We start from the raw sequence: 14,631 nt of genomic DNA on the forward strand, positions 1-14,631 counted from the left end.
GCATGAGGCGGCTGATTTCGGGGGCCGTCGATGGAGGGGACTTCCGCGTGCGTAGCGATGCTTCGATCCCGAGCTATGAACGACTCTTCGGAGAACTCGATCTGCGGACGGGAGATGAGGCGCGCTCGGTCTACTCGCCCGCGGCCTATCTGACCGACCTGCTCACCTTCCTGCAGGAGACCTTCCAGGACGTCTCGCTGCTGCGCCGCCGTCCCGGCATCGGGGCCATCCCGCTCGACGAGGAGAACACCTCGACGACGGTGCCCTACCTCGACATCGTCAACGAGGTGCTGGAGGCGCTGGTCGGCGACGACCCCTACGGTCAGCTGACCGGTCTGGAGCACCCGCTCGCGCTGCCGTTCTCGCTCGACGCCGCCAGGTTCGCCACCTACCTGCGCCACCTGGGCGTCGACGCCGTCGAGTTCTACCGGCTGTTCGCCGCCGAGGTCGACCGCGACCGGGTCGCCCGCCTCTACCTGGGCCTGACCGACGACGACGTCAGGGTCATCACCACCCCGCGCGCCGACGCGGCCGGGCTGGCGGTGGCCTACGGGCTCGACGGCGAGCCGACCTCGGTCCTCTACGACGTCGAGCGGTTCCTGGAGGCCGCCTCGCTCACCGGCGTGGAGCTGACCGAACTCCTCTACGGCGACCCGGAGCTGGAACGTTCCCTCTCGGGCACCTTCGTCCACCAGGGCGCCGTGGTCGAGGTCGCCGACGACGGCCGGACGCTGGAGCTCCGCGGCGGCGGCGACCCGCCCGACGCCTGGCTCGACCGGGCCCACCGGTTCATCCGGCTGGCGAAGAAGACCGGCCTGTCGTTCACCGACCTCGACCGGGTCGTCGGCGCCTTCACCTCGGTGCTCGAACCCGAGACGTTACGCGCGGTGGCCGCCGCCGCCCACCTCCACCGCACCCGCGACGTCCCGTTCGACCTGGTCGAGACGCTGACCACACGCACCCTCCCGGCCGAGGTCGGCGACCTGCCCCGCCCCGCCGGCGACATCCTCGCCCCGCAGAACCGGACGTTCCGCCGCGAATTGGCACGTTCCAACGATATGGCCGAGTCGGAGCTGGTCGAGACCGTGCGCCGGTTCCGCGACCGCTACGCCGGGCCGCTGGAGGAGAGCCCGTTCGACCGGGAGATCAGCCGCGCCTCGATCGTGGTCCTCCACCGGGTCGCCCGGCTGACCGGCCACCTCGGGTTGTCGGTCGCCGAACTGTTCGCGGTGCTGACCGCGCTGGAGAACGACCCCGCCATCGAGCGCCACTCGACCTTCCCGGTGCTGCCGGTGCTCGCGCCCACGTCGGCCGACGTCCACCGCATGCTCGAACGCGACGACGACCCGGTCTCCTCGCTCTGGCTGGCCCAGACCCTCGTCGAGGTGGTCACCTGGATGCGGTCGTGGGGGTTCGCCGGTGAGGACCTGACGGGCATCCTGGGCGAACCGGCCACGCCCGAGTCGGCGGCCGAGCAGGCCGAGGTCATCGCCTCGATCGCCGACCAGTTCGCCGCCGTCGCGCTGACCCCGGAGGTGTTCGTCTCCGACCGGTTCGACGACCGGGCCGCCCGGGTGGTCCACGAGGCGCTGGCGGCCCGCCGCGACGGCGTGGTCTCGCCGCACGACCCGCGGCTGCTGCGGCTCGACCCGGCGACGGTCGCCACCGCCGCCTACCAGGCGGTCGACGCCCTCGGCGTGCTGGCCGAGGGCGACTTCGAGGGGCTCGGGCTGGCCGACCGGCTGACGTCCAAGATCTTCGCCAATCTGGTGATCCGGGGCGTGTTGCGGCCCGACGGGCTGCCGGCCACCGAGGACCTGCCCGACCGGCTCACGCTCGCCGGCGACTTCGCCGCCCACCGCGACGAGCTGTTCGGCGTGATCGCCGGGCTCCAGGGGGCCTTCTACCCCTCCGACCTGGCGAGCGCGCTGCCGCAGCTGACCGAGGCCGAGCAGGCCGAGCTCTACGACAACCTGGTCCACAACGGCCACCTCTCCGACGAGGGCGACCTCACCGACCCCGACTTCTTCGCCGAGCCGGTCAACGTGACCGAGTTCCGGGTGAACGCACCGCTCGACGACGTGGCCCCGGCTGTGCTCGCGCTGCTGCGCGACCGGGCGGCGGCCTTCCGCGCGGCCCGGATCGAGCTCGACCGCGCCACGTTCGCCGAGCTCCGGCTGACCGCCGAGCAGCTCGACTCGCTCACCCAGAGCCTGCGGTTCAACGGCTTCCTCGACGCCGACCTGTGCTACGCCGACAAGGCGGCGCTCGCCGTGCTCGACGTCGCCGACTTCGGCATCGCGCTGGAGTTCTATCCGGTCCGCCGGGTCGTGCTCGACGCGATCAAGGCGCAGCTGGCCGCCGTCAAGGCCGAGATGCACCTGGTCACCCCCGACGACTTCGCCGCGCTCGCCGACACGGCCATGGCGGCCCGCGTGGTGCGGCGCCTGGAGGGGCCGATCACCCGAGGCGGGCGGATCCACGAGGAGCTGCGCGCCGAGCTCGACGACGCCGACGGCACCGTCGACCTGGGCGAGGGCTTCACCGACGGAGACGGGGAGCTCGTCTTCGAACGCGTCGTGGCGCTGACCCGCGCCCAGGCGCCCTACCGGATCGACCTCGCCGCCCTGGGCGAACTCGGCTTCGACGACGACGAGCGGCCGCGGCTGGTCGAGATGCTGGTCGAGGCCGGGCACCTGACGCCGTCGCTGGCGATCCCCGAGGCGCGGCTCGGCTACTTCCGGCAGGTCACCAGCGCGCTCGACTTCACCCTGCCGGGCGTCGACGACTACGCCAAAGACGTCTTCTTCGTGCTGCACGCCACCGCCAAGGAACAGCTGACCGCCATCGCCGAGATCGCCGCCGGCCTCGGCGACCTCGCCGACCGCCAGCACCGCACGCTGCTCAACGTGCTCCAGGACGTCTTCGGGGTGTCGTCGCAGGTCGTCGAGGCCATCGGCGCGGCGGTCGCGCCCGGCGCCCTCGACGTGCTGGTCGCCCCGGCGGTGCAAGGGGCCGCCGGGCCCGACTTCCGCCGGGTCTACCGGCGGTTGCGCCGCTTCGCCCGGCTGGCGGCCAAGCTCGCCCTCGACGTCGACGAGGTCGCCGTCGCCTTCCGCGACCAGGACCTGGCCGGGAAGTTCCCCGAGCCGCTGGCGCTGCCGCGCGGCGTCGACCGCTTCGACGCCCTGCTGAGCGGCCACGACGGCCTGATCCACCTGTTCCGGGGCGCGTCCTACTGGACCTACTCCGCCGCCTCCCACGAGCTGGCCGACCAGCGGCCGAAGGCGCTCACCGAGTTGTCGCCCCGGTTCTCCGGGCTGACCGCGATCGACGCCGCGTTCACCCGCGACGGCGTCGACTGGCTGATCGGCCGGGGCGACGACGGGAGGTCGCACGCCTTCACCCGCGCGAAGGGCGAGCAGCGCTGGGCCCCGAAGGCGCAGACCTGGGGCTCGGTGCGCAACGGCTTCACCGCCCCCAAGAAGATCGACGGCGCCTACGTCGACGCCGAGGGCCGCACCCACCTGTTCACCGGCGACCAGTACCTGCGCTACTCGGCCGACGGCCCGTTCACCGTGGCCGACGAGGGTTTCCCCAGGTCGATCGCCGAGTGGTGGCAGGGCGAGACCCCGCTGCCCGAACGCTTCCGCGACGCCGTCGACGCCGTCTTCCACGGACACGACGGCCGCACCCACGTGTTCTCCGGCGACCGCTCCTTCGACGGCCGGCAGGAGCAGCCGATCACCGAGCGCTGGGGCCGGATCCGCAACACCTTCGACGGCGCGACCAGCGTCGACGCCGCGTACGCCGACGCCCAGGGCTACCTGCTGTTCGCCGGGAACCAGGTGATCCGCTACACCGACAACCCGGAGAACGACGGGGTCCGGGTCGCCGACGGCTACCCGCAGCGGATCGAGAACTGGTGGCCGGGCCTGCCGGTCAAGTTCGAGAGCGCCGTCGAGGCGGCGTTCGCGGCCGGCGACACCGTCCACCTGTTCAAGGACGGCCGGACCGTCGCGCTGCCCGGCGGCCAGATCCGGCCGACCGCCGAGGTCTGGGGCGTGCCGAACGAGGCGCTGCCCGGCGGCCGGGTCGACGCCGCGTTCGTCGGCCTCGACGGGAAGACCTACCTGTTCAGCGGCGACCGGTACATCCGCTACTCCTCGGCCGACTACTCGGTCGTCGACCCCGGCTACCCCAGGGCGATCGAGGGCGACTGGGGCGGTCTCGACCGGGTCGACGCCGCGTTCGTCATGGACGGCTCCGCCCACCTGTTCGGCCCGGTCGGCCTGATCCTCGACCTGCCGGCCGACTACGAGGCCGAACTCGCCGACGGCAACTGCTCACCCGCCCTGCGCCGCCGCCTCCAGGCCCACGGCGTCACCGTGGGGGCCACCACCCCGGTGACCGGGGGCTCGCCGCAGTGGCAGGTGACCGCCGAGGGCGGGATCGTGCTGACCATCCGCCGCGTCGGCGACCGCGTCAAGGTGTACGGCGACGACACCCCCTTCTACGTCCGCTACTCCACCCGCGACTACACCCGGCCCGACGAGGGCTACCCGAAGCCGCTGGCCGAGAACTGGCTCAACCTGCCCGACTCGTTCGGCTCGATCGACGCCGTCTTCACCGGCCGCGACAACGAGACCTGCCTGTTCAGCGGCGGCCGGTTCGCCGTCTTCGACAACCGCCACCGCTGGTGGTCGGAGCCGATGCCGATCCTCTCCCGGTGGGACAGCATCCCGTTCCAGACGGTCGACGCCGCCTTCGTCGGCAAGGACGGCAAGACCTACGTCTTCTCCGGCCATGAGTACGTGCGCTACTCCACCGCCGACTACACCGAGATCGACGACCGCTACCCGGCCACGACGGCCAACTTCTGGGGCAACGTCGTCAACACGATCCAGCGCACCGGCCGGGTCGACGCGACGCTGGTCGTCGACGTCACCGAGAAGGCCGACGGGATCGAGTCGACGCACACCTACACCTATCTCTTCTCCGGCGCGCAGTACGTGCGCTACCGCGACCACGACTACGACCACGTCGAGTTCGGCTACCCGAAGGCCCTGTCGTCGCTGAAGTCGGAGCCCCGGCTCAAGGCGCTGACGGTCGAGCTCGACGGGGTCGACGCGGCGTTCGCCGACGGCCGGACCGTCTACCTGTTCCGCGGCGACCGCTGGCACGCGGTGTCCGACTCCCTCACCCGGTCCTACGAGCTCCCCGGCGTCACCGCCGCCTACGTCGACCACGGCTCGGTGATGGTGCAGACCTCGGCCGGGTGGCGGCGGCAGCACGCCCTCGAAGGGCCCGCCTTCGGCGCGGAGACCCGGCCGCTCGCGCTGCGGACCGTGCCGGCCGACTACCGGAGCGGCCTCGACGCCGTGCTGACCGGGGCCGACGGCAACGTCTACCTGTTCAAGGGCACGATGTGCCTCAACACGGCCATCGGCAAGGACTATCCGCTCGACGAGGAGTGGGGCCGCCCGCGCAACACGATCTACCAGGACAACGCCGTCGACGCCGCGTTCGTCGGCCGCGACGGGCGCACCTATCTCTTCTCGGGCGACCAGTTCGTCGTCTACGGCGACTCGCCCGACGTGATCGACGGCGAGCCGAAGCCGATCGCCGACCACTGGGGCGGGCTGACCGGGGTGCGGCTGGCCTACCACCGCGACGGCAAGACGTACGTGTTCGAGCACCCCGACGCGGCGGGCATGATGCGGCACCTGGTCTACTCCGGCGACGAGGGGGCGTACACGACCCCCGACCCGGGCTACCCGACGTTGACCGACGAGACGTTCTGGAAGGCGCCCGACGGGTTCCCGATGCCCGACGCGGTGATCTTCGAGGGCGACACGATGCTGCTGCTCGCGGGGGAGCGCTGCGTGCAGTTCAGCGAGGCGACCGGGTTGTGGTCCTACCCCCGGCCGATCGAGCGCGTCTGGCGCGGCTTCTCTGTCGCGACCGGCGACCGGTTGCGGTCGGCGTTCACGGGGGCCGACGGGGCGACGTACTTCTTCTTCACCGAGACCTACACCCGCTACGCCGACCGGGCCTTCTCCGCGCCGGAGGAGATCCGGTCGCGGTGGGGCCGGTCGGTCAACCCGTTCGGCTCCCAGGTCGACGCCGCCGTGGTCTTCGGCGGGCATACCTACCTGTTCGGCGGCTCCCAGTACGTCCGCTACACCGGCACGGAGTATCGCCACGTCGACCCCGGCTACCCGAAGCCGATCGCGGTCGAGCTGCGCCGGGAGGCGGCGTTCGCCGGGTTGCCGGAGGCGTTCGAGGACGCCGTGCTGAACACCCCCGTGGCGGCGGCGGTGGCCAACGACCGCACCGCCCACCTCGTCGTCGGGAGCACCGTGTTCGCGGTGTCGACGGCGCTGACCGCGAGCTACCCGCTCGGGCTGCTGGGCCGGGTCCGCAACGCCGTTGCCGACCGGCAGAGGGTCGACGCCGCGCTGGTGCGCGACCGGCACACCTATCTCTTCTCCGGCGACCAGTACGTGCGCTACACCGGCGGCGACTACCTCTACGTCGACGAGGGTTTCCCGCGCACGATCGAGAGCGACTGGACCGGCCTGCCGGCCGAGTTCGGCGACGGGGTCGACGCCGCGTTCCTGCGCGAGGGCGTCGTGCACTTCTTCAAGGGCACGAAGTTCACCGCCGGAGGCGTGCTGGGCGACGTCGCCACCACGTTCGGGAGGATCCGCAACGACTTCGCCGACGGTACGACCGTCGACGCGGCGTTCGTCACGGCGAAGGGCGAGCTCTACGTCTTCCGGGGCGGCCAGTACGTCCGCTACTCCTCGGCCGACCTGAAGCACGCCGACGAGGGCTTCCCGCGCACGATCCGCGACGACTTCGGCGACCTGCCGCGCACCTTCGAGGACGGCGTCACCGGCGCGTTCACCCTGGGCGAGGCCGCCTACCTCGTCCACGACCTCGAATACGTGCGCTACTCGGGCCGCCTCGACGTGGTCGACCGCACCTTCCCGCAGCTGTTCCGGCACCGCTGGTCGGACGCCGCCGACTACCGGCTGTCCGACGTCCACACGATCACCGAGTTCGCCGACCTGAGCCGCCGCCACAGCGGGCTGGCGGAACTGCTGGCCAAGGGCGCGGCGGAGCCGTACGAAAAACTGGCCGAGATCTTCCCCTGGGACGTCGAGGAACTGCGCTGGGCCAAGCGCAACGCGGGCCTCATCACCGAGTTCCCCGTCGAGGACGAGCGGTTCGAGATCGAGTTCCTGCTCAAGCTGGTGCGCCTGTTCGCGGTCGCCGCCAAGACCGGCGCGGGGCCGTCGAAACTTCATGGTGCCAGCGCCGACACCTTGGAGGCGCTGCTGCCCGAGGCACTCGCACCGCTGGCGCACGCCGACCTCAACGTGCTCAAGCGCGACGCGCTGGTCCCGGCGGTGCTGCACCTGCACCCCGACCTGGCCACCGCCGCGCAGATCTACGAGCACGCCCTCATCGACGTCGAGATGGGCAAGGAGGGCGTCACCTCGCGGGTGCGGGAGGCCATCGCGGCCACCCAGCTCTACCTGCACCGCTACCTGCTCGACCTCGAAGAGCTCACCTCGGAAGAAGACGTCAAGCCGAAGCTGCGCACCTGGTGGACGTGGCTGAAGAACTACCGGATCTGGGAGGCCAACCGGAAGGTCTTCCTCTACCCGGAGAACTACATCCGCCCCGAGCTGCGCGACACCAAGACCCCGGCGTTCAAGGAGCTGGAGGACGACCTCCTCCAGGGCGAGATCACCGCCGAGTCGGTGCAGCGCGCCTACAAGCGCTACCTCGACGAGTACACCGAGGTCAGCCGCCTGGCCATCGCCGGGGCCTACGTCTACAAGGCCGACGACGACGCCGAGGGCACCCGCCAGCTGGTGTTGTTCGGCCGCACCCGCACCGAACCGCGCCGGTGGTACTTCCGCGAGGCCGAGTTCCGCGACGGCGAGCGCCTGTCGGCCAGCTGGGAGCCGTGGTCGCGGGTCGACGTGGCGATCGACGCCGAGCTGGTGCACCCCGTGCACGCCTTCGGCCGGGTCTTCGTCTTCTGGACGGTCGTCGAGTCGGTCGCCCCGGAGGACACCGGCAAGACCGTCATCACCACCAAGACCAACGGCGACAAGCAGGACGTGTCGGCCCCGCCGCCCAAGAAGCGGGTCAGGGTCTGCTACTCCTTCCAGAACCTCAACCGCGAGTGGGTCGCCACCCAGACCCTCCCTGCCGGCGCGCTGCACGACGGCCTGGTCGTCGTCGACGATCTGACGGTGCGGGCGTCGTCGACCGTGCCCGGCAAGGGCGCCCACGACTCGATCGTCGTCTCCGCCGCCTACCAGGCCGGAGGCGTCGGTTTCGACACGTCACACGCGCTCACTCCCGAGCTGTACGCCCTCCCGATCGACGCCCCGGCCGCCCTGCCCCGCCCGATCGCACCCGGCAAGGTGTTCGCCGAGCCGGTCGGCGGTCTGATCCGGTTCAACATGCCGGCCGAGTCGACCGACGGGGCGTGGTTCAGCGTCGACCACAAGGGCGGCAGCTTCCTGGTCCGCCCGATCACCGCCGACCCCGGCGAGGACGCGCAGGTCCTGCCGCTGAAGGAGAACAACCACCGGCTGCCCGGCCAGGGCGGCGACCGGCCCGGCTCCGCCCAGTGGACCAAGATCGACGCCGGGTTCCAGCGCGGCGACTCCCGCTACTACTTCAACGGCCCCGACTTCGTCGTCATCAAGCCCACCGGCCCGGTCCGCACCACCACGGAGAAGATCGCCGACCGGTTCGGCGACGTCGGCGGCTCCGAACTGGCCCGGACCGGCCGGGTCGACGCGGTTCTGGTGCGCGACGGCCACTACTTCATCTTCACGGGCGCGGAGTACTACCGCTTCACCGGCCTGAACCGGATGGACCTCGGCTATCCGAAGCTCATCAGGGACAACCCCGACAACCTTCCCAAGTGGCACTCGATCAACGCCGCGTTCACGATGGGCCGGACCGAGTACTTCATCAACGGCTCCGACCTGGTCACCCGCGACGTCGACTCCGGCGTGTTCTCCGGGACCACCAAGGTGGCGAGCCGCTTCGGCAACAAGTCGCGGGTGCAGGCCACCCTCACGCGGGGCACGACCCTCTTCCTGATCTTCGACTCCACCTACTCGAAGTACTCCGACATCGCCCAGACCGCCCCCGACAAGGACTATCCGCGCGACCTCAAGGACAACCCCGACCAGCTGCCCGGCGACCGCAAGATCAGGTCGGCGATCGACATGCTCGGCACGCCCTACTACTTCGGCGACGACACCTACACCGCCGGCGCCGACGCCACCCCCCGGCCGACGCGCCCCCTCGGGCGCGTCTCGACCGGGCTCAACCTCGGCGGGTCGGTCGACGCCGCCTACGTCGACGGCGATCACCTCTATCTGGTCAGCGGCCTCGACCTGTTCCGCTACACGATGACCGGCAACGAGATCCCGGCCGTCGCCGACGCGGGCTACCCGAAGAAGCTGCCGCGGGAGATCGACGCCACGTTCAAACGCGGCGACCAGCGCTACGTCTTCGCCGAGGGTGACTACACGGCGATCCCGGCCGACCGGGAGCTCACCGCGATCAAGGACTTCGTCCCGATCGAGGGCAACTGGCGGTCGCTGCCGCCCGACTTCGTCGGCACCTACAACGGCGCCATGGACACCGACGCCGAGCTCATCCTGTTCCTCGACAGCAACTACGCGGTCAATCCGAAGGGCGGCGTGCTGGAACGGCCCTACGAATGGGCGTCGGTGCCGCACGAGATCGTCCGGCTCACCTCCAGCACCGCCTTCGAGCTGAACCGCCGCCTGCTGGTCGGCGGGGTGCCGGCGCTGCTCGCGCCGGAGACCCAGGAGATCGACGAACTGCCCGCCTTCAGTACGACGACCTCCGGCTCCACCACCATCCAGGTGCTCGACGACCTGGCGGGCGTGCCGGTGAGCAGCCACATCGACTTCCACAGCGCCAACGGCCGCTACTACTGGGAGATCTTCTTCCACGCGCCGACGCTCATCGCCCAGGCGCTCAACGCGGCCCAGCGCTTCGAGGACGCCAAACGCTGGTACGAGTACGTCTTCGACCCCACCGAGCCCGACCGCTACTGGCGGTTCGTGCCGTTCCTCGCGATCGACCTGCGGGCGCTCGTCGAGGGCTGCCGGATCGACCTGCGCAACCTGCCCGCCCAGGTCGGCGTCGACATGGCGCCGCTGCTGGCCGACCTGGAGACGCTGGCCCCGCTGTTCGACCACGCCCGCGCCTGCACCCCCGCCGACGAGGCGCTCCTCGACGGCCTGGCCGCCCGGGCGGAGCCGTTCGCGGGGTACGACCGGTTGCGCGAGAAGGCCGGCATGATCGCCCGCCTGCGCCGCCAGTACGACCTCATGGGCGACCGGGGCGCGCTGCTGAAGACCTACCTCGACGACCCGTTCGACCCGCACGCCATCGCCGCGCTGCGGCCCACCGCCTACCGGCGGGCGGTCGTGATGGCCTACGTCGACAACCTGCTCGACTGGGGCGACCTGCTGTTCCGGCAGTACACGATGGAGTCGGTCGACGAGGCGCGCATGCTCTACGTGCTCGCCTACGACCTGCTCGGCGACCGCCCGCAGGGCGTCGGGCGGCGGCACCTGCCCGACGTGCGCAGCTACCGGGAGCTCGACCCGGCGCAGGAGGGCGACCCCTACGCCGAGCGCGTCACCGCGGGCGGCAGTCTGCTCGACGGCATGGGGGCCATCCACCGGGGCGTGGCCGACGGCTACTTCTTCATCCCCGGCAACGCCGTGCTCGGCGAGTACTGGGACCGGGTCGAAGACCGGCTGCGCAAGATCAGGGCCTCGCTCGACATCCTCGGCGTCAGCCGTCCGCTGCCGCTGTTCGAGCCGCCCGCCGACGTGATGGCGCTGGTCAGAGGGGCCGCCGCCGGGCTCACCCCCGACCAGGTCGGCGCGGGCCTGGCGGGGCCGGTGCCGCACTACCGGTTCGGCTTCCTGCACCGCAAGGCGCAGGACCTCGTCGACCGGCTGCGCGCCTTCGGCGGCGAACTGCTCGGCGTGCTCGAACGCCGCGACGCCGAGGAGTTGTCGATCCTGCAGAACCGGCAGGAGGGCAACATCCGGCAGATGACCCGGGCGGTCCGCGAGGCGCAGGTCGAGATGGCCACCCAGTACCTGGGACAGATGGAGGCCGCCCGCGAGTCCGCCGAGGCGCGGCAGAAGTACTACGAGAAGCAGATCGCCGACGGGCTGACCTCGCTCCAGCGGTCGCAGCTCGACATCATGACGGCCGCCGCCGCGTCCCACCTGACGGGCGCGGGCCTGAAGGTCGGCGCGGTCATCGCGTACGCCGCCCCGCAGCTGCTGGCCGGTCCGTTCATCTTCGGCACGATGATCGGCGGCGAGCAGGTCGGCAAGGCCATGGAGACCGGCGCGGAGATCGCCGAGGCGCTCGGCGAGGGCCTCAGCGTCCTGGGCGAGCTCTACGGGGTGCGCGTCGAGCAGGAACGCCAGGAAGACGAGTGGGCCTACCAGGTCATGCTCGCCAAGGCCGACCACCGCGAACTGGGCCACCAGGTCGCCTCGGCGCGGGCCCAGCTCGCCCAGGCCCAGCGCGACCTGGAGATCATCGACCAGGAGATCGCCGACCTGGAGGCGGTCGCCACCTTCCTCACCGGCAAGTTCAGCAACGCCGAGCTCTACCAGTGGCAGGCCGGCCGGCTGGCCCAGATGTACTTCGCCAGCTACGGCCTCGCCCACGAGACCGCCAAGGCGGCCGAACGCGCCTACCAGTACGAACACGGCGTGAACGACTCCTACATCCAGCCCGTCTACTGGGAGAGCCGCCGCGCCGGCCTGCTCGCGGGCGAGGCCCTCGGCGTCGACCTCGAACGCCTCGGCAGCGCCTACGTCTCGGCCGACGGCCGGGGCTTCGAGATCACCAAGCGGATCTCGCTGCTCCAGCTCGACCCCCTGGCCGTGCTGAACCTGAAGAACGACGGCCGCTGCGAGTTCGCCCTCACCGAGGCGCTGTTCGACCGCGACTTCCCCGGCCACTACGCCCGCCGCATCAAGACGATCTCGGTGGTCTTCGACGGCCCCGAGGGCCCGCTGGAGGTGAACGCCGTGCTCACCCAGACCGGGCACAAGACGGTGCTCACCCCCGACCCGAAGGCGGTGCGCTACCTGCTCGACGCCAAGGGCGACCTGCCCGGGTCGATCAGGTCCGACTGGCGGCCGACCCAGCAGATCGCCCTGTCGGACACCGAGCAGCACCGCGACAACAACGGCCTGTTCGAGCTGCGCTTCGACGACGAGCGCTACCTCCCCTTCGAGGGCACCGGCGCGGTCTCGACGTGGAGGATGGAGGTCACCGGCCGCCGCCCGTGGGACCTCTACGACGTGACGCTGCTGGTCAAGTACACCGCCGAACAGGGCGGCGACGTCTTCGCCAACGCGGTCAGGGGCATGCGCAAGCCGTACGCCGCCGCCCGCTACATCGACGTCGCCGGGGAGTTCCCGACCGAGTGGGAGACCTTCACCGGCGGCGGCGACCTGGTGCTGCCGCTCACGCCCGACCTGTTCCCCGACATCGTCGGCGTCCAGCTCACCGGCCTGTACGCCCGCTACGACCTGGCCGACTGGGGATCGGCCCGGCTGCTGCTGAACGGCCAGGCCGTCAACGACGGCACCATGCTCCGGGTGCCGGGCCTGCGGGCCGAGACGCTGACGTTCACCGGCGACGGCGACCGCGAGGCGCTGGCCGACGTCGGGCTGATCCTGACCTACCGGGCGGCGTGATGCTGAAGAAGAAGAAAAAGAACAAGCAGCCCACCACCACGACGACGACACCCGCGTCCCAGACCGGGAACCGGGTGCCGTCGCCGGGCTTCAGCCTCGCGAGCGTCTTCGGCCTGGCCCGCCCCCAGCCCCGCCGGCAGCAGCCCCCTTCGAACAACACGACCCCGTCCAGCAACACGACCACGACCACGACGGTGACCTCGACCCGCACTCCGTGGACCCGCTCCGCCCCCACCCGGCGTACCGACCGGAGCGACATCACGATCCACATCCGGCGGCCCGGCGAAGGCAGTTCGTCGTCCACCGAGCAGGAGAAGGTGCTGGTCGTCCCCGACGAGCCGCAGGAGTCGGGGGAGTCGGACGCCGACCAGGGCATCTCGCCCGACGTGCTCCAGATGATCAGGGAGATGGAGGAGCTCCTCGAACTCCCCGGGTCCGACGACGCCGTCCACCTGCCGGTCACCGAGCTCGGCATCACCCTGAAGATCGACTACGGGCCGCTCCAGCGGATGAAGGACGGCGAGGAGGCCGCCTTCATCGACGCCCGGATGGCGCGGATCACGGGCGAGCCGGACCAGATCGGCGCCGCGTTCATCGCCAAGTACGGCGCCGCCGACCCGCGCATGACGGTCTGGGTGATGCGGGCCCTGTGCCTGCTGTCCGACAACGCCGAGGCGCTGGCGGCCATGGGGGTCGATCCGAAGAAGGCGGTCGACCGGCTCATGGCGATGGCCAGGAAACAGAGCCGGCTGTCGATCTCGGCCCCCTCCCACGGGTTCGAGATGCAGATCCTCCAGGTCGGCGGCTTCGTCGAGGGCAAGCTGCTGGCGGGCCTCGACCCGCCCGACCCGTCCAAGGTCCTCAAGCTGCTGGCGCTCTACCACCCGGCCCGGACCGAACGCGGCGAGATCCTCGTCCTCCCGCCGCTGGACGCCCGGCAACTCGATGCTCAGATGAAGAACCTGATGTACAAGGTCGTGATCAGCGAGTGGAAGGCCTGGCGGGAGACCGGCAAACCGATGGAGGTGCACGCCATCGGTGACATCGCCAAGGTGGCCGGCTTCCTGCAGGGCTGGCTGAAGGACCGCTTCGGCACCTTCCCGCTGGCCGCCGTCGACAGCCTCTACCACAACGGGTGGACGTACGAGAAACAGCTCGTCAGCACGCAGAGCAAACCCGGAGACGACAACGAGCTGCTCGGCTGGCTGATGAACCGGGGCCAGCTCATCGGGTGGGGCAAGAACTACGGCGCGCCCTTCGCGGCGGCGAGCTACGACCCGTCCCGCAAGCAGGACCGGGACGCGCTGCAGCGCATCTACGCCGACCTGCTGGGCAACCCGCAGTTCAAGCAGGCGCTGAAGGCCGTCAGCAGGCTCACCGCCTGCTGCTCCAAGGGGCAGGGCAAGATCATGGTCCAGCCCTTCTTCCCCAGCACGAAGGTGATGAGCCGGGTCCAGTTCCGCTGGCGGCAGGCCCGCACGCTGATCCACGAGTTCCTGCACGCCCTCACCCACCAGAACCTGACCGAGGCCAGCTGGAACATCGGCGAGGGCCAGGTGCTGACCGAGGGGCTGACCGACCTGCTCACCGCCCACTTCTTCGCCCAGCTCGTCGACGAGGTGCGGAGCAACGGCGAGATCCGGCAGCTGATCCTCGGCGACGAACCCTTCGAGGAACCCGCCGCCAAGCACCTGGAGGTCGGCTACGGCACCGCCGGTCAGAAAGCCAAGACCATCAAGGCCCTGGTGGGCCTCGACAACCTGATGGCCGCCTACTTCCTGGGCGCCGTCAAATTCATCGGCCTGTAGGT

General features: G+C 70.8%; 2 protein-coding genes. Both read left to right on the plus strand.

Translation table 11 applies throughout. From position 1 onward, the window contains the following. Positions 1-47 precede the first annotated feature (47 nt). Positions 48-12,821, plus strand: coding sequence for a hemopexin repeat-containing protein (locus tag AW271_RS14865; RefSeq protein WP_062337096.1), 12,774 nt, complete (start codon positions 48-50; stop codon positions 12,819-12,821). After that, complete coding sequence (locus AW271_RS14870) at positions 12,821-14,629, plus strand: hypothetical protein (RefSeq protein WP_062337098.1); 1,809 nt, start codon at positions 12,821-12,823, stop codon at positions 14,627-14,629. Before AW271_RS14865 ends, AW271_RS14870 begins: the two co-directional genes overlap by 1 nt. The last annotated feature ends 2 nt before the right edge of the window (positions 14,630-14,631 follow it).

It is taken from the genome of Herbidospora sakaeratensis, from assembly GCF_001570525.1.
Taxonomy (GTDB): domain Bacteria; phylum Actinomycetota; class Actinomycetes; order Streptosporangiales; family Streptosporangiaceae; genus Herbidospora; species Herbidospora sakaeratensis.

What these genes read in the sequence shown, in the direction of transcription:
- AW271_RS14870 (WP_062337098.1), top strand. Translation starts at nt 12,821, where the DNA reads ATGCTGAAGAAGAAGAAAAAGAACAAGCAGCCCACCACCACGACGACG.